Origin of the sequence: Micromonospora sp. CA-240977 (genome assembly GCF_050942285.1) — a bacterium.
Taxonomy (GTDB): domain Bacteria; phylum Actinomycetota; class Actinomycetes; order Mycobacteriales; family Micromonosporaceae; genus Micromonospora.
This window is the reverse complement of record NZ_CP192055.1, coordinates 3,742,808-3,758,252: the sequence shown is the minus strand read 5'-3', so window position 1 is coordinate 3,758,252 and position 15,445 is coordinate 3,742,808. Positions and strand designations below refer to the sequence as shown.

Below are 15,445 nucleotides of genomic sequence, written 5' to 3'. Positions count from 1 at the left end.
GCCGATCCCACCCGACACCGTGATCATGCGTTGATCTGCCGGCGTCCGTCGCCGTTGGCGGTGATGGTCACGCGGCGGGCAACCACGGACATCCCGCTGGTCGAAGGCGACGCCTTCAACATCAGCGTGTTCAACCCGCCCGGCGACCGTCTGGATGGGGCGGACCGAGACACCTGCATTTGTGCTCGGCGTCGGCGGGCAGGACTTGGCCGATACGCACCGGCCTCACCCTCGGGGCAATCTCCAAGAAGACCGGCATCCCGAAGACCTCACAGCACCGCTACATCCAGAGCTGATCTGCCAAGATCACCGATAGCGCCAATCTCGACATGAATCTTCCTCAACCGCTGTCCAAGGCCACCGAACGGGACCTGGTCGAAATGATCCGCGCCCGGTCCCAACCGTCCCCGTGACTGCCTGGCTGCCTCCCCCTCCAGGTGGGGAGGCAGCCAGGCATCCTACGGCGCGCTTCCGCGCCGATGCGTCAGCCGTTGTTTACGGTCGTCCGGCTGGTGTAGCACGAGTCATAGGGGGCAAGGCACACGTGCCAGTACAGTCGACTGCCTTTTAGGCCGAAGTAGTTCGTGCTGCTGTTTTCGTAGTAGTCCTTTTCGCAGGTACTCCATTGAGAGGTGCTCGGCGCCGCAAGACACTGCCCGTCTCGGTAAACCTCATAATTGGGTGTACCCAAAGGTCCCTGATAGGCGGCCAGTTCATTTTCCCACTCGATGTACGCCCGCGTCGTGATGTCATTCCCGATCTGGCGCACCCACCAGCGGTCGCCGTACTTCTGGAAGCAGCCCTCGATGTAGTACGACGAAGAGATTTGAACTCGGTCGCAGATTGCGTCCGAGGGGGGACTTGCAGAGGTCAAGGCAGCTTGGTTGGTCTCGTAAGGGTAGAACGGGGACGCCGAGGCGGGGGACGGTGCAACCATCAACGCAACACTGCCGGTCAGGACGAGTGACAGCAGCCGGCCGATCCGTCTCGCAGTAGACACGTGTTCTCCTAAAGTCAATGTTCGAATGGGATGGCAGCACGATTAGTGCCATCGCCAATCAATCAAATACCCCGAAGGGCATGACACCAAAGGGCGGCAGACCCACATCGGATCTAAATGCCCAGCCGAGTCCCCTGAACTCTGGGCCAATCAATGCCGCTCGCAGTGATCATATACGGACACCCGTCGATTTCGCTAGAGGCGGCAATAAAGACCGCGGCTAAACGCTGCAAATCACCAGCAGCATGCCCCGTGTCGTTGCAACGCCACCCGCCCCGCCGCCTTCTTCAGGTGAGGCGGGCGGGTAGCGGGCATCCACAATCACCGGCTCACGCGAGGAGTAGCACCGTGCCGGCACTCACCCAGACCGAGGCCAACCGGCTGCTCGACGCCACGTTGGGCACCTCCGCGCACACCGCACCCACCACCCCGATCCGGCTGGCCCTGGTCACAGCCAACGGCAGCGCGACCGCCGCCGGCACCGAGGTCACCGGCGGCTCCTACCTCCGGCAGACCGTCACCATGGCCGCCGCATCCGCCGGAGGCGCAGCCAACAGCGGCACCGTCACGTTCAGCGGCCTCTCCGTCGGGACGATCGTCGGTGCCGAAATCTGGGACTCGGCCGGCTCCCCGCGCCGGCTGTACTACGGCGCGCTCAGCGCACCGAAGGCCGTCGGGGCGAGATTCCCTGACCTTCCCGGCCGGAACCATCGTCGCCACCCTCGGCTGACCCGAGCGGGGTGAGCCGAGGCAGCATCGTCGTACGTCGCGTCCACCAGCAGCTCGGCTACCCCCGGCACCACCGTCAGCATCTCGTCCTCTCGGACGGCGTGGCCAGGGCGCAAGCCGGACACTTCGCGGTCTTGGTGCTGTCGCTGGTCCCCGGCCTGCCGACGACGGACATGCCCGCGCTCGGGTGGACAACACTCGCCGGCACGCCGACGGTCGACACCGCGTCGAGCGGAAACCTGTTGGCGTGGACCAAGACCCTGACCAGCGGGGACATTGGCGCCACCCTCAACATCGGGCTCGACTCGTCCTGCCGGTACGCGACGGGGTGCTGATCGGCAGCGCGGGTGGCGCGGACGGGCGGGTCAGCACCGGAGCGTCGGGGAACACCATGTGAAAAAGGCTCTCAGCCTCGGGTGGGATCAGCGCGAAGGCGCGCCGATCCCACCCGACACCGTGATCATGCGTTGATCTGCCGGCGTCCGTCGCCGTTGGCGGTGATGGTCACGCGGCGGGGCTTGGCGCGCTCGGCGACCGGGATGCGCAACGTCAGCACCCCGTGCTCGTAGCCGGCTTCCAGCTTGTCGGTGTCCAGTGTGTCGCCCAGGAACAGCCGCCGGGTGAAGGTGCCCATCGGGCGTTCGGCGGCGACCAGCTCGACGCCGTCGCCGGTGGGCCGGCGGCGCTCGGCGCGGACGGTGAGCACGTTGCGCTCGACGGTGCAGTCGATGGTGTCCGGGTCGACGCCGGGCAGGTCGAACGCCGCGTAGAAGTGGTCGCCGTCGCGGTAGGCGTCCAGGTGCATCGTCGCGGGACGGGCTGCCGTACCGAAGAACTGCTCGGCGAGCCGGTCGATCTCGCGGAACGGGTCGGTACGCATCAACATGGTCATGCCTCCTCGGTTCTCCTGGCCGAAGGTGATGAGTTGAGCCGGGGTGACTCAACTTCCTCTTCTTATTTAGCGCATCCGCTGACCGGCGTCAACCGCTCACCGCAGCCGTTTCTCGAACCAGTGATCGGCGTAGGGGCCCTGCGAGTACGCCGGGATCTCGACGTAGCCGTGCCGGGTGTACAGGGCGCGGGCCTCGACCAGGTCGGCGCGGGTGTCGAGCCGAATCCGGTCCGCGTCGGCCACCTCGGCGTGCTGCTCGGCGGCGGCCAGCAGCGCGGCACCGCCACCCGCGCCCCGATGGGCGGGTCGGACGAACACCCGGGTCAGCTCGGCCCAGCCGGGCTGCCAGCGCAGTCCGGCGCAGCCGGCCAGGTCGGCGTCGTGGTGGGCGAGCAGCAGCACACCGCTCGGGTGGGTCAGGTCGTCACTGGACATCTCGGCGAGCGCCTCGTCGACCTCGCCGGGCAGGGCCGGCCGGTGGTGGTAGCGCACCACCATCTCGGTCATGTACTCGCGCAGCAGCAGCAGGGCGTCGGGCTCGTCGGGTCGACTGACGCTGATTGTCCAGGTTGGCCGGGTGGTGATGGTCACCAGTCGATGATCACCGCCCGGTCAACCTCTTATCGAGATGGTCAGCGGCGGCGGGCCGGCAGCAGAGCGACAAGTGGGACCGCCACGGCCAGGTGCGTCGCGGCGAGGGTCAGCTTGGCGCCGCCGGTGGCCTCGACACTGAGCAGAGGGACGAAGGACAGCAGCGTCACCACGACGGCCAGCGAGACCCAGACCGGTCGGGCGACGCGTGCGGCGAACCGCTCCAGCAGGGCCAGGGTCGCCCAGCCGAGCAGTGCCGCCCCCAGGGAGACCATGACGATCGCGCCGGCCCCGATGACCGTGGCGGGCTGACCCGGGCTCTCCACAGTGAAGTCGACGCCGGCGAGCGCGCCGATCGCCCAGATGGCCAGGCTGGCCACGACGGCGACGCCGACGCCGAGGGCGCGGCGGCGCAGGTTCGAGGTGGTGGGGCTCGCGACGGTGGCAGCGCTCATGACGGCTCCTCGTTCAGGGGGAAACGAACGAGTAAGACCGTAACAGATAGTCTTGTTCGGAACTATCTTTCTCGGAACTAACAGCCGGAGCGACCGCCCGGCGCGTACGGGGAGGTGTTGGCCAGTGGACCGCCCACCAACGCCAGCAGAGCCCGCAGGAACACCTTTCGGTCCTGCTCGGGCAGGGTGGCGAGCAGGTCGTCCTGAATGCGCCGGACCACCTGCTGCGCCTGTTGCAGGACCTGCTCCCCCGCCGCTGTCACCACGACCAGCCGGGCCCGCCGATCCGTCGGCGCCGGCCGCCGCTCGGCCAACCCGGCCCGCTCCAACTGGTCGAGCGTGACGACCATCGTGGTCTTGTCCACGCCGCACCGCTCGCCGATCTCCCGCTGGGTCAGCTCACCGGTACGGGCCTGTGCCAGCACGTAGTGCGCCCGCGGCGAGATGCCCAACTCGGCCAGCCCCGCGGCGTGCTCGGTCTGCAACGCGTGACTCGCCCAGGAGAGCAGGAACAGCAGGTCCGGTGGGCCGTCAGCGGGCGTGCAGGAGGTCATGCGCCGAGGCTAGCAAGATCCTCCGGGACGAGACGATGCGCGCGCCCGACGATCAGAGCCGCTGGTAGATCCCGTGCTCGCGGGTGAGCAACCGCTCGTCGATGAGATACCGGCGCAGCGTGGCGTGATCCGACCCGCCCGCCGCGCACCACGGCTTGAGCGCGTCGTCGACGGCCCGCTCCGGATAGCGGGTGCCCGGTGCGAAGGACCGCTCGGCGATGTGCGCGAGCAGGACGCGCCGCCGTTTCGGTTGCGCCGGCAGGCCCACCAGGACGTCGCCGCGCAGGAACGTCCGCAGCACCGGATCGGCGGCCAAGTCGCTGTCGTCGGCGGGGCGGCTGTCGCGGGCGGTCGCCCGCAACGACGCCTCGTCGGCCGCGAGCGCGCCGTCCGCGCCGGTGACGAGGCCCGCGTCGGTGAGCCGGCGGACCCCGGTGAGCACCACCCGCGCCGGCAGACCGGTGCGCTCGGCGACCTGCGCCGCGCTGGTCGCGCCCAGCACGATCGCCGCGAAGATCCGTCGTCGTCCGTCGTCGGCCAGGGCTCCGGCCAGAGCATGCGCGGTCACGCCGGTCACCCTCGCATCGGCGGTACGCGGACCGCCAGGCGTTTTCCGGCCCGCTCGGTCGGCAGCCGGCGTGCGCCGGCTCACCCGGCCGACCCCGCCGCTGTCCGGTGACCCGGGCCGTACGCGGTGACCGACCCACGCAAAAGGCCCCCGACCAGCGCCGGGAGCCTGCGTACGGGGTGGTCGGTCAGCCGGCGTCGCGGGTCATCGCGACGAAGCCACGCCACGACTGCGGGCTGAAGGTCAGCGTGCCGCCGTCGCGATCCTTCGTATCCCGCACGAGAACCACCCCCGGGAGGTTGTCGGCGACCTCGACACAGTCACCGCCGTTGCCGCCGCTCTTCGTGCTCTTACGCCACCGCGCACCGCTCATGTCCATGATGCTGCCGCTTCTCTGAGAAGGTCCAAGGAACGCCCTCGGGGCAGTGCCTCTCCGCGAATACGCTCCCACCGTCGTTCCAGGTTAACAAGCTCCGATGCCTGATCGAGGATCTGCGCCTGGGCCGGGCCGTCGACGTGCGCGACCCGCGACCCGTCCGGCATGTCGGCGATGGTGAACGGGCCGTCCAGACCGGGGTAGCTGGGCGCGTCCGCCGGAACGATGTGGAGCTGGACGCTGCCCGTCTCGGCGTGCCCGAGCAGGCGGGCGAGTTGCGCCGCCATCAGGGCGCGGTCGTCACCGACGCGTCGCCGGAGCACCGCCTCGTCCAGCACGGCGATCAGCAGAGGTCCACTGTCCCGGGTGAGGATCGCCTGCCGGCAGATCCGAGCCTCGGCGAACTCGCCGACCGCGTCCGGTCGCAGCACCCCGCCCGCCAGGGTCGCCCGCGCGTACGCCTCCGTCTGCAACAACCCGGGCACCCAGGCCAGCTGAAACGACCGCAGCGTCACCGCCTCGCGTTCGATATCGACCCACGGCCGGAACCACACCGGTTCGCGACGACGCACGACGTCCGGCCAAAGCGCGTCGGTGTCCTTTGCCAGCAACTCCGCGACGGTCGAGCGGTGACGGCTCTGCGGAATGTGGCCCGGGTTTGCCCATCTCGCCACGGTCTTCGGGTGCACGCCGATGCGACCTGCCAGGCTCTCGGCGGTGTGCCCCGCCTCGGCGAGCGCCGCAACAAAGGCGTGGTTCATGCCGTCCCTCCCCTGGAACAAACCGACCGTCCGAAGAAGATTACACAACGCTGTGTGATTGTCCAGCAACCCTCGGCAAGGTGCTCTGTAGACGGCGTGGCCGGCAGGGACCCGAACCCGGCGGACGCGTTCGTAGCGGGGCCGCCCCGTCGGGGCGGCCCCTTCCCAACGCCCAGCCAGGGGGAACACCAATGCCAGCCGAGGAAGCCGCGCCGACCGACACACTGCGGGCGGGAGACGTGATCCTCCTGACCACCGCCGCCAGCGTCCAGTTCCGGAAACCGATAGTCGTCCGGGTCATCCGCGAGTTACCCGACCGGCACACCTACGACGGTTGGCTCTGGCTCGACGCCTACGAGCTGAACCCGAAGGGCGACGCGATAGCACGGCGCGAGTTGTTCGTCATGCGTGCGGGTGTGCGGATCCAGGTGTCGTCCCCGCGCCGCGCCGACGAGACCCGCCGGCCCAGACCTGCCCGGCGTTCCGGCGCGGTGGGGGTCGGCTGATGCCCCAGCGCCCACCGCACTCCCCGCTGCGGCCGTCGTGGCGGTGCCGGGCCTGCGGCATCCGGTGGCCGTGTTCGGCCGCGAAGCTGCGTCTGCTCGGCGAGTACCGCGAGGATCGGCCGGGGCTGGTGGCACACCTGGCCGGGCTTCAGGAAGCAGCCGAAGCCGACCTCACCACCCTCAACCCGGGCGTCGCGTCGCCCGATCTCACCCCGCGCTTCGTCGGCTGGGCCGAAGCCCGCTGATCAGATCGGGGCGTCGGTGCGCAGCCGCGCGTGCAGGTGCATGTCGTGCCAGCCGTCGGTGTGCCGAACCGACCCCCGGAGCAGGCCCTCCACCGCGAAGCCGGCCCGCGTGGCCACCCGGCACGACGCCGCGTTGGCGGTCGAGTGCTCCAGTGCCAACCGGTGCAGGCCGGCCTGGAGGAAGCTCCACCGGGTCAGTGTCGCCAACGCGGCGGTGGCGATCCCCCGACCGCGCGCGCCGGGCAGCAGCCAGTACGACACCTGGGCCGACGCCTCGGCCAGCAGCAAACCCCGTAGACCCACCTGCCCGAGCGGCCGGTCGTCGGCGTCGACGATCGCCCAACTGGCCGCCGTCTCATCGCGCCAGCGGCCCGCCCACTGCGCCGTCCACGCCCGCGCCTCGTCGTCGCAATCGAGGCGGAGGACGTGCCACCGCTGGATAGCCGGACAGTCGAAGGCGACCCGGACCGTCGGAGCGTCGTCGTCGCGCCACGGCCGCAGCGCCAGCGCGGGGCGTACCGGAAGATGGGGTTGCTCCTGGGCGGCGAAGCTCCCGGCGGGCAGAGCTGGCGCGACGAGCAGCGGCATGCGCCCATTATCGCGTCAGTGCCACTCTTCGCGGATCTTGGACAGTCTCCGTTAGGCCCTAACGGAAACTGTCCAAGATCTGGTGGTGCCGCTGCCCGACGGGATCACCGCCGACCCGGCGAGATGCGCCATCTTCCCTCGGCCGGCGCGGGTCAGCGATTGAGCAAGGGAAACCGCTCGTTCACAAGAACGAAGCCACGGGGGTGACGAGCAGCGGCATCCGCCAAGTATCGAGCCGGCGGCCTCACTCCCCGGTCGGGCCCCCGGCGAGTTCGGTGACCACGTCGAGGTGACCGAGGTGGCGGGCGTACTCCTGCACCAGGTGGAACAGCACCCGCTCCAGCGACGCCGGTGCCGCGCCGTCCCAGCGCGGCCCCGGCGCGCCGACCTCCGCCAGGTCGTGCGCCGTCACCACCGCAGTGGTGTGCGTGCCCTGCGCCCGCAGGGCCGCCACCAGGTCCTCCCGCGTCTCGTCGGGGGCGACGTACCAGCGGTCCTCGCGGCGGTCGCCCCACGGCTCGGCGACGTCCCGGCCCTGGAAACCCCACTCGATCCAGCGCCGCTCGACGTGCCGCAGGTGTGTCAGCAGCTCCAGCGGTGTCCACCCGGACGGCAGCCGGCTGTGCCGCAGCTCCGACTCGGCAAGCGCCGACACCCGGGCCACAGTGGACTCCCGGAAGTAGTCCAGGTAGCGCAGGAAGACCTCGGTGCGACTGCCGGCCGGGACGGTCGGCTCGGGAAAGGGAATCACGACCCGGTCGGCAGGTCCCGGGCGCGCTGTCGCACACCCGCCCCGCCGTACGGGTAGTCGCCCACCAGCGGGGCGCTCGCCTCGTCCAGCAGCCGCATCTGCTCGGCGTCGAGAACCAGGTCGGCGGCGGTCAGGTTGTCGTCGAGCTGCTCGGTGGTACGCGCGCCGAGGATCACCGAGGTGACCGCCGGTCGAGCCGCCAGCCAGGCCAGCGCCACCGCCGACATGGACACGCCACGGTCCCCGGCCACCTGGCGCACCGCGTCGAGCACCCGCCAGGTGCGCTCCTCGGCGTTACGACCGGCGTACGCCTCGACGCCGCGCTGCGGGTTCTCGCCGAGCCGGGTCGCGCCGGTGGGCGTGCTGTCGCGCTGGTACTTGCCGGTCAGCCAGCCGCCACCCAGCGGCGACCACGGCAGGATGCCGATGCCCTCGTTCTCGCAGACCGGCACCAGCTCGAACTCGATCTCGCGGGCCAGCAGGTTGTACTGCGGTTGCAGGGTCACGATCGGGGTGAGGTTGAGGTGCTGGGTGAGCAGGGCCGCCTTCTGCAACTGCCAACCGGTGAAGTTGCTGACGCCCGCGTAGCGGATCTTGCCCGCGCGCACCGCGTCGTCGAAGAACCGCAGCGTCTCCGGCAGCGGGGTCAGCGGATCCCAGGCGTGCGCCTGGTAGAGGTCGACGGCCTCGACGCCGAGGCGGCGCAGGCTGGCGTCCAGGGCGCGGGTGAGGTGCACCCGGGACAGGCCGGCGTCGTTCGCCCCCGACCCCATCGGGAACCGCCCCTTGGTGGCGATCACCAGTCGATCGCGCAGGTCGGGCCGGGTCCGCAGCCAGCGCCCCACGATGTCCTCGGAGACACCGGCGGAGTAGACGTCGGCGGTGTCGACGAAGGTGCCACCGGCCTCGACGAACCGGTCGAGCTGGGCGAAGCTGCCGGCCTCGTCGGTCTCCGCGCCGAAGGTCATCGTGCCCAGGCAGAGGGTCGACACCACAGTGCCGGTGGCGCCCAGAGTGCGATAGCGCATATCGTCCTTTCGGTCCGAGTGACAAAGCCGATCTTCGCACCCGGTGGGGCCACCCGCACACGGAGGCCGCCGGGCCCCGGCACGGGCACCCGCGCGGCCACGGCGCCGGTCATCATGAGCGGGTGAGCGAGCCCGCGATCGACATCGACCGACCGCAGCAGCCGACCCAGTCGCCACCGCCGGCGCAGCCGGGTTCGCCCACCCGCGGCCCGTGGCTGGTGGCCCTGACGACAAGCGTGATCCTGCTGCTGCTCGCCGGTCGCTACGGCTATCACCGTGACGAGTTGTACTTCCTGCTCGCCGGCCGGCACCTCGACTGGGGTTACGTCGACCAGGGCCCGCTGGTCCCGGCGCTGGCCCGGCTGCTGGACACGATCGCGCCGGGCAACCTGGTGATTCTGCGGACCCCGTCGGCGCTGCTGGCCGGCGGCGCGGTGCTGCTTGTCGCCGCCATCGCCCGCGAGCTGGGCGCCGGTCGCGGCGCGCAGACCTGCGCGGCGGTGCTGGCCGCGCTGTCCGGCATCGTGCTCGCCAGCGGGCACCTGCTCAGCACCACCACCGTCGACCTGCTGGTCTGGCTGGCCGCGGCGTGGTGTGCGGTGCGGTTGCTGCGCACCGGCGACAGTCGCTGGGCCCTGGGCATCGGGCTGGCGCTCGGCGTGGGCATGCTCAGCAAGCTGCTGCCGGCGCTGCTGGCCGTGGGCCTGGTCGCCGGGGTGCTCATCGCCGGGCCGCGTCGGCTGTTGCGCGACCGCTGGGTGCTCGCCGCCGCCGGGATCGCCGTGGTGCTTGCCGCGCCGAACCTGATCTGGCAGGCGGCGCACGGCTTTCCGCAGCTCGGCGTGGCGGCCTCCATCGCCGACGGCGACAGCTCATACAGTGGCCGCCTCGACGCGTTGACCCTCCAGTTCGTCATCATCAGCCCGTACGCGGTACCCATCTGGATCGCCGGCCTCGTCGCGCTGTTGCGCCGACCGGCGTGGCGGGCCTACCGGGCGGTGGGCTGGGCCTGGGTGGTGGTGGTCGGCATCGTGCTGATCGCCGGTGGCAAGGGCTACTACGACGCGCCGCTGCTGCTGGTGTTGACCGCCGCTGGCGCGGTGGTGACCGTCGGGTGGGCGTCGCGCGGGTCGGTCCGGCTGCGTCGGGGGCTGCTCGCGCTGGGTGTGGTGCCGTTCCTGTTACCCAACATCGTGCTGCTGCTGCCGGTGCTGCCCGCCGAGCGGCTGCCCGGTTTCGTTGTCGACGTCAACTACGACGCGGGCGAGACGATCGGTTGGCCGGCGTTCGCCGACTCGGTCGCCGCGGTCCATCGTGCGCTGCCGCCCGAGGACCGCTCCCGGGCGGTCATCCTGACCGGCAACTACGGCGAGGCCGGCGCGCTGGCCCGTTACGGTCCGGTCCGTGAGCTGCCCCGGGCGTACTCCGGGCACAACAGCATGGTCGACTTCGGCCGGCCGCCCGCCGACGCGGACGTGGTCATCGCCGTCGGCTGGGAGCGCCCCGACCAGCTCGACGCGTGGTTCGACGAGTGCACGCTCGCGGGGCGGGTGGACCAGCGGGTCGAGGTGGACAACGACGAGAACGGCGGCCCGATCCACGTGTGTCGGGGGCTGCGGCGTCCGTGGGCGCAGATCTGGGACACCGAGGTACGCCACACCGGCTGACGATGGTCAGCCGGCTCCGCTGGTCAGCCAGGTCTGGATGCCGGCCAGGGCCTCGGGGCCGGAGTTGGTGTCGACGTCGCGGGCGAGGTCGGCGATCGTGACCGCGGCGAGCGCCTGACGCCAGGCGTCCTCGGCTGCCCACATCGCGCGGGCGACCGGGCACGGTGTGGTGCAGGCGTCGGCCGGGGTCGCGAAGGGGCCGCGCTGGCGGATCTCCGTGCAGACGAAGGTCGGGCCGGGGCCGTCGACGGCCCGGACCACGTCGAGCAGGGTGATGCTCTGCGGCGCCCGGGTCAGGACGTAGCCGCCCGACTTGCCCTGCACCGAGTGGATCAGGCCGGCGCGGGCCAGCGACTGGAGCTGCTTGGCGAGGTAGCTGCTGGAGACGTCGTGCAGCTCCGCCAATTTGGCCGCCGGGACGGGCGCGCTGCTGGCGGTGAGCACCACGCAGCAGTGCAGCGCCCACTCGACCCCGCCGGACATCTTCATGCTCTCACCCTAGCCACCCCGCTACTCGGACTCATTGTGTCCGAGTATAGTTCTCGGACAAGAGAGGTCCGAGTTTGTTTCGCGTCAGCGACCGGGCCTCACAACCAGGGGAAGGTGCATGGGCATGAAGATCGCCGTACTGGGTGGGACCGGGCTCATCGGGTCGCAGGTCGTCAAGATCTTGCAGGCCGCGGGGCACGAGGCGGTGCCGCTTTCGCCGTCCACCGGGGTGGACCTGCTCACCGGGCAGGGCCTGGTCGACGGGCTCACCGGCGCCGAGGTCGTCGTCAACCTGACCAACTCACCGACCTTCGACGACGCCTCCCCCGCCTTCTTCCAGACGACCATGGACAACCTCCTCGCCGCGGCCGGTCGCGCGGGCGTCGGTCACGCCGTGGTGCTCTCCATCGTCGGCGTCGACCAGGTGCCCGACCTGGCCTACTACCGCGCCAAGGTCCTCCAGGAGGACATCCTGAAGGCCGGGCCGATTCCGTACTCGATCGTCCGCGCCACCCAGTTCTTCGAGTTCGTCGACGCGATCCTGTCCTGGACGTCCGACGACACCACCGTCCGCCTGCCCAGCACCCCCGTGCAGCCCATGGCCGCTGCCGACGTGGCGCAGGCCGTCGCCGAGGTCAGCATGGGAGCACCCCTGCGCGGTGTCCGCAACGTCGCCGGCCCCGACGTCTTCGCCCTCGACGAGCTGGGACGGATCACGCTCGCCGCGCGCGGCGACAAGCGCACCGTCACCACCGACGACAGCGCCGGCATGTTCGCCGCCGTACCCGGTGCGGTTCTCATCGCCGCCGACGACGCCGTCCTCGCGCCCACCAGCTACCGGGAGTGGCTCGACCGCCAGGGCTGACGTGTCCACCGGCCCGCACGCCGCCGTGGCCGTCGAGGACCACGGCGGCGTACGGGCCGGGGCGGTCGTCAACCCCCGCTGCCCGTGGCTGGGGCCGCGAAGACGAACCGGTGATGGATAGAGTTCGCGTCGTGATCGACACCGGAGCCGAGGTCGACAGGCGCGTCGCCGAGGCGTGGGCGCGGATCGAGGCTGGCCTCGGTCGCGTCCTGCCGTCCTCCCTACGGCAGCTCAACGCGCCGGCCCCGGCACACGCGATCGATGCGGTGGAAACCGCCCTGGCCCTGACACTGCCGCCCGATTTCCGGGCAAGTCTCCGCATCCACAACGGGACCGACCCCGGTACGACACTGCCGTCTGTTGAGCCCACCCCGGTACCGCTGGACAACCTCTGCGACACCGACCAGATCATCGAGATGACCCGGATGTGGCGCGACAACTACGGTCCGGAGCCGGACTGGGACGACCCTCAGGTCTGGGCCTACCTGGTCGACAGGGGAATGCTCTGCCTGAACGGCCCGGTGCGGCCAATCGTCGGCACGCCGGGCGCAGTGGTCGTGGGGCACATGAACGGCGACGTGCTGTGGCTGCTCGACGGTGATCCGGCACCGGGGGGCACGCCCGGACAGGTGGTCCGGGTGGATGTCGAATGCGCCTCATGGGACGTGTTGGCTCCATCGTGGACGCTGCTACTGGTCCGCTACGCCGAGGATCTGGCGCTGTTCTCGGCGGACCCGGCCACCTCGCCTCTCAAGATCGATCCGTTCGTGGGGCCGGAATGCGAGTGGGGCAGCACCCCGTCGGCCTCGTGGGGGACGCGTCCGGCATGGCTTCGGGACGTCCAGGCGCGCAGCCCCTACACCTGATGCCCGTCGACGAGACCCGCACGGGGCGGTCAGTGTCGCAGCAGGCCGGTCGTGCGGATCGGCTCCACGTGCCCGGTAGGTGGCGCGCTGCGGTGCAGCTCCAGACCGATGTCGACGACGACGGAACGCTCCAGGGTCACGACCCGCGCCATCGGCACCCACTGCGCCAGGTCGGTCGTGCCAGCCGTCTCGGATCGAAGCGCACCGCCCACGACCCGGGCCCGATAGAAGACCGCGAGCATGTGCAGCTCGACAACGTCGTCGTCGAGCCGCTCCACGTGCCTCGTGCGCGAGTTCACCCCGAGCAACTGCTCGACCCGCGCCGCGTACCCCGTCTCCTCCGCCACCTCGCGCACGACGGCGTCGAACGGATCCTCGGTGTGCTCGACCCCGCCGCCGGGCAGCGTCCAGTGCCGCCGAGCCCCGTCCGGCGACACCCAGCGGGCGAGCAGCAGACTCTCGTCGCGCAGACACACCGCGTACGCGGCCACCCGAAGCCGTTGTGTGATCACAGTGACCAGGATCGCGCAGTTGCCGGGAACGCGCCCCCCTGCACACCCGTTCGGCAGGCCTTTTCTCCTCTTTCAGGACGATCACCGGACGTCGGGCCGGCTCGGTAGCTCGCTGCCCTCGTCGGTGTCCTGGCGCTCAGGAGGGCTGGACGTGGTCGAAGAGGGCGAGGGCCTCGGCGGGGTCCGGGCTCACGAGGCGTTCCAGACCGGCCGTCGTGATCTTCGCCCACCGCCCGGCCCGTACCCACATCTGTTCCTCGAAGGCGCGGACGGCCTCGTCCAGATTGTCGGGGTCGGCAGCGATGAACTCGGCGAGCTCGGCACCGTCGAGCATCGCGAGGTTCGCGCCTGCCCCCAACGGTGGCATCAGGTGGGCGGCGTCGCCCAGGAGCGTCACCCCGCGCACGTGGGCCCAGGTGTGGGATTCGGGCAGGACGTAGAAGGGGCGGTAGGTGAAGGCGGCGCCGTGGCCGAGCAGGTCGAGGACGGGAGCCGCCCAGCCGTCGAACAGCGCCAGCAGGCCCGATCGTGTGGCCTCGACGTCGACCAGGTCCAGGTCGGCGTGCCAGTCCAGCGGTGCGCGGAACTTGGCGTACACCTTGACGTGACCGCCGCTGTTGCGCTGGGCGACGAGAGACCGGTTCACGCCGTACACGGCGACCGAACCGTCGCCGACCAGCCGGGCGAGGTCAGGGTGGCGGGTGTCGATGTCGTCGAGGGAGGTCTCGACCGAGGTGACGCCCGTGTAGTGCGGAGTCACCGGCGAGACTGCCGGGCGGACCCGGGACCAGGCGCCGTCCGCGCCCACCACGAGATCGAACGTCTCCTCTCGCCCGTCCGCGAAACGAACCAGTACGCCGTCCTCGGTCCCGGGCACCACCTGCGCCACCTCGTAACCCCACCGCACGTCGAGAGAGTCGAGCAGCAGGTCACGGAGTTGCCCGCGGTCGATCTCCGGATTGGCCCGCTCGTCCGGAGAGGGTCGCCAGTCGCGCAGAACGGTCCCGGCGGCGTCCAGGATGCGCATGGCCTGCCCCTCGGGACGAGACAGCGCCTCGAACTCTGCCCGCAGCCCCGCCTTGTCCAGTGCCAGCTGGCCCAGCCCGTCGTGCAGGTCCAGCGTGCCGCCCGGGGGGCGGGAGTCGGGCGCGGGATCGCGTTCGAGGACGGTGACGGGGTAGCCGTGGCGGTGCAGGACGCGGGCGAAGGTAAGACCCCCAGGGCCACCCCCGACCACCGCGATACGCTGTCTCATAGCGATACACCGTATCTCACCCGTACAATGCATCGCAACAACAGGGAGTGATCATGACCGTGTGGGACCGGCCGGAGCCGCCGAATCGCCCCGTGCCGCTCAGCCGGGAACAGATCATCGCCGCTGCCATCGCGCTGGCCGACGAGGGCGGCCTGGAGGCGGTGTCGTTGCGCAAGGTCGCCGCCCGGCTGAACGCCGGCCCGATGCGGCTGTACGGATACATCTCCACCAAGGACGAGCTGCTCGACCTCATCGTGGACGAGGTCCACGCCGAGATTCTCCCCGAGAAGCGGCCCGGTGACTGGCGGGAGGCGCTGCGCATCCTCGCCCACCGCACCAGGCAGGCCGCCCTGCGACACGTTTGGCTGGCCGATCTGCTCGGCGGCCGCCCCACCCTGGGACCCAACGCCATGGCCGTGACCGAGGCCAACCTGGCCGCCCTCGACGGTCTCGCCGACGTCGACACCGTCCTGCGCGCCGTGCAAACCGTCAGCGCCTACGTCACCGGTGCGATCAGGCGCGAGATCGCGAACCTGCGGGCCGAGCGCGCCACCGGCCTGTCCAAGCGCGACTGGCAACGCGCCTTCGGCCCGCACGTGACGAAGATGTTGGCCACGGGCCGCTTCCCGGCGCTGGCCAAGGCCGTGCACGACGGCACAGAGGTGGACCCCGAGGAGTCCTTCGCGGCCGGCCTGGACTGGGTCCTCGACGCCGTGGCCGCCAAAATCACCCGGCCGCCGGCGTGAC

General features: G+C 70.7%; 22 protein-coding genes. 8 read left to right on the top strand and 14 right to left on the bottom strand.

The window, feature by feature from the left end; all coding sequences use genetic code 11:
- Positions 1-484: 484 nt before the first annotated feature.
- The gene (locus ACQPWW_RS17400) at positions 485-1,000 is read right to left on the bottom strand and encodes a hypothetical protein (protein WP_433134008.1); all 516 of its coding nucleotides are present in this window, start codon (positions 998-1,000) and stop codon (positions 485-487) included.
- Between the two features lie 348 nt (positions 1,001-1,348).
- Between ACQPWW_RS17400 and ACQPWW_RS17395 the strand changes: the two genes are divergently transcribed.
- Positions 1,349-1,744: a phage tail fiber protein gene (locus ACQPWW_RS17395; RefSeq protein WP_433134005.1), complete on the top strand. Its 396-nt coding sequence runs from the start codon at positions 1,349-1,351 to the stop codon at positions 1,742-1,744.
- The gene (locus ACQPWW_RS17390; protein ID WP_433134003.1) at positions 1,741-2,064 is read left to right on the top strand and encodes a hypothetical protein; all 324 of its coding nucleotides are present in this window, start codon (positions 1,741-1,743) and stop codon (positions 2,062-2,064) included. Before ACQPWW_RS17395 ends, ACQPWW_RS17390 begins: the two co-directional genes overlap by 4 nt.
- A gap of 125 nt (positions 2,065-2,189) precedes the next feature.
- Here ACQPWW_RS17390 and ACQPWW_RS17385 read toward each other — a convergent pair whose 3' ends face one another.
- The 7 genes from ACQPWW_RS17385 to ACQPWW_RS17355 all read right to left on the bottom strand — a co-directional run bounded on the left by ACQPWW_RS17385 (position 2,190) and on the right by ACQPWW_RS17355 (position 5,926).
- Positions 2,190-2,615: an Hsp20/alpha crystallin family protein gene (locus tag ACQPWW_RS17385; protein ID WP_433134401.1), complete on the bottom strand. Its 426-nt coding sequence runs from the start codon at positions 2,613-2,615 to the stop codon at positions 2,190-2,192.
- A gap of 102 nt (positions 2,616-2,717) precedes the next feature.
- The gene (locus tag ACQPWW_RS17380; protein ID WP_433134000.1) at positions 2,718-3,212 is read right to left on the bottom strand and encodes a GNAT family N-acetyltransferase; all 495 of its coding nucleotides are present in this window, start codon (positions 3,210-3,212) and stop codon (positions 2,718-2,720) included.
- 41 nt (positions 3,213-3,253) lie between these two features.
- Positions 3,254-3,667, bottom strand: a complete 414-nt coding sequence (locus ACQPWW_RS17375; protein WP_433133998.1) for a DUF6069 family protein — start codon at positions 3,665-3,667, stop codon at positions 3,254-3,256.
- Between the two features lie 77 nt (positions 3,668-3,744).
- Positions 3,745-4,221, bottom strand: coding sequence for a MarR family winged helix-turn-helix transcriptional regulator (locus tag ACQPWW_RS17370; protein ID WP_433133995.1), 477 nt, complete (start codon positions 4,219-4,221; stop codon positions 3,745-3,747).
- Positions 4,222-4,273: 52 nt separating this feature from the next.
- Positions 4,274-4,789, bottom strand: coding sequence for a DUF2087 domain-containing protein (locus ACQPWW_RS17365; protein ID WP_433133992.1), 516 nt, complete (start codon positions 4,787-4,789; stop codon positions 4,274-4,276).
- A gap of 187 nt (positions 4,790-4,976) precedes the next feature.
- The gene (locus ACQPWW_RS17360; RefSeq protein WP_355031686.1) at positions 4,977-5,168 is read right to left on the bottom strand and encodes a DUF397 domain-containing protein; all 192 of its coding nucleotides are present in this window, start codon (positions 5,166-5,168) and stop codon (positions 4,977-4,979) included.
- Positions 5,159-5,926 (bottom strand): DUF5753 domain-containing protein, encoded by a 768-nt coding sequence (locus ACQPWW_RS17355; RefSeq protein ID WP_433134399.1) that lies wholly within the window; start codon positions 5,924-5,926, stop codon positions 5,159-5,161. Before ACQPWW_RS17355 ends, ACQPWW_RS17360 begins: the two co-directional genes overlap by 10 nt.
- 191 nt (positions 5,927-6,117) lie before the next feature.
- Here ACQPWW_RS17355 and ACQPWW_RS17350 point away from each other — a divergent pair, with 191 nt between their 5' ends.
- Together ACQPWW_RS17350 and ACQPWW_RS17345 are read left to right on the top strand one after the other, a co-directional pair.
- A complete protein-coding gene (locus ACQPWW_RS17350; protein ID WP_433133990.1) occupies positions 6,118-6,432 on the top strand; it encodes a hypothetical protein in 315 nt (104 codons plus the stop codon).
- Positions 6,432-6,677, top strand: coding sequence for a flavin reductase (locus ACQPWW_RS17345; RefSeq protein ID WP_433133988.1), 246 nt, complete (start codon positions 6,432-6,434; stop codon positions 6,675-6,677). The genes ACQPWW_RS17350 and ACQPWW_RS17345 overlap by 1 nt, the downstream gene beginning before the upstream one ends.
- On the opposite strand, the gene ACQPWW_RS17340 is transcribed toward ACQPWW_RS17345, so the two are convergent.
- The 3 genes from ACQPWW_RS17340 to ACQPWW_RS17330 all read right to left on the bottom strand — a co-directional run bounded on the left by ACQPWW_RS17340 (position 6,678) and on the right by ACQPWW_RS17330 (position 9,044).
- Positions 6,678-7,265, bottom strand: a complete 588-nt coding sequence (locus tag ACQPWW_RS17340) for a GNAT family N-acetyltransferase (RefSeq protein WP_433133986.1) — start codon at positions 7,263-7,265, stop codon at positions 6,678-6,680.
- 244 nt (positions 7,266-7,509) lie between these two features.
- Positions 7,510-8,016: a DUF664 domain-containing protein gene (locus ACQPWW_RS17335; protein ID WP_433133984.1), complete on the bottom strand. Its 507-nt coding sequence runs from the start codon at positions 8,014-8,016 to the stop codon at positions 7,510-7,512.
- Positions 8,013-9,044 carry an aldo/keto reductase gene (locus ACQPWW_RS17330; protein ID WP_433133981.1) on the bottom strand — a complete coding sequence of 344 codons (1,032 nt, stop codon included), beginning with the start codon at positions 9,042-9,044 and terminating at the stop codon, positions 8,013-8,015. The genes ACQPWW_RS17335 and ACQPWW_RS17330 overlap by 4 nt, the downstream gene beginning before the upstream one ends.
- A gap of 122 nt (positions 9,045-9,166) precedes the next feature.
- On the opposite strand from ACQPWW_RS17330, the gene ACQPWW_RS17325 reads away from it, so the two are divergent.
- Complete coding sequence (locus ACQPWW_RS17325) at positions 9,167-10,711, top strand: ArnT family glycosyltransferase (protein ID WP_433133979.1); 1,545 nt, start codon at positions 9,167-9,169, stop codon at positions 10,709-10,711.
- Positions 10,712-10,717: 6 nt separating this feature from the next.
- Here the strand turns inward: ACQPWW_RS17325 and ACQPWW_RS17320 are convergent, their stop codons facing one another.
- Entirely contained in the window at positions 10,718-11,200 is a 483-nt protein-coding gene (locus ACQPWW_RS17320) for an RrF2 family transcriptional regulator (RefSeq protein WP_433133977.1), read from the bottom strand.
- Positions 11,201-11,324: 124 nt separating this feature from the next.
- Between ACQPWW_RS17320 and ACQPWW_RS17315 the strand changes: the two genes are divergently transcribed.
- Together ACQPWW_RS17315 and ACQPWW_RS17310 are read left to right on the top strand one after the other, a co-directional pair.
- Positions 11,325-12,065: an SDR family oxidoreductase gene (locus ACQPWW_RS17315; RefSeq protein ID WP_433133975.1), complete on the top strand. Its 741-nt coding sequence runs from the start codon at positions 11,325-11,327 to the stop codon at positions 12,063-12,065.
- Positions 12,066-12,196: 131 nt separating this feature from the next.
- Positions 12,197-12,931, top strand: a complete 735-nt coding sequence (locus ACQPWW_RS17310) for an SMI1/KNR4 family protein (RefSeq protein ID WP_433133973.1) — start codon at positions 12,197-12,199, stop codon at positions 12,929-12,931.
- Positions 12,932-12,960: 29 nt separating this feature from the next.
- Here ACQPWW_RS17310 and ACQPWW_RS17305 read toward each other — a convergent pair whose 3' ends face one another.
- Both ACQPWW_RS17305 and ACQPWW_RS17300 read right to left on the bottom strand, forming a co-directional pair.
- The gene (locus ACQPWW_RS17305) at positions 12,961-13,443 is read right to left on the bottom strand and encodes an NUDIX hydrolase (protein ID WP_433133972.1); all 483 of its coding nucleotides are present in this window, start codon (positions 13,441-13,443) and stop codon (positions 12,961-12,963) included.
- A gap of 136 nt (positions 13,444-13,579) precedes the next feature.
- Entirely contained in the window at positions 13,580-14,698 is a 1,119-nt protein-coding gene (locus ACQPWW_RS17300) for an FAD-dependent oxidoreductase (RefSeq protein WP_433133971.1), read from the bottom strand.
- A 53-nt stretch (positions 14,699-14,751) separates the two neighbouring features.
- Here ACQPWW_RS17300 and ACQPWW_RS17295 point away from each other — a divergent pair, with 53 nt between their 5' ends.
- A complete protein-coding gene (locus ACQPWW_RS17295) occupies positions 14,752-15,444 on the top strand; it encodes a TetR/AcrR family transcriptional regulator (protein WP_433133968.1) in 693 nt (230 codons plus the stop codon).
- The last annotated feature ends 1 nt before the right edge of the window (position 15,445 follow it).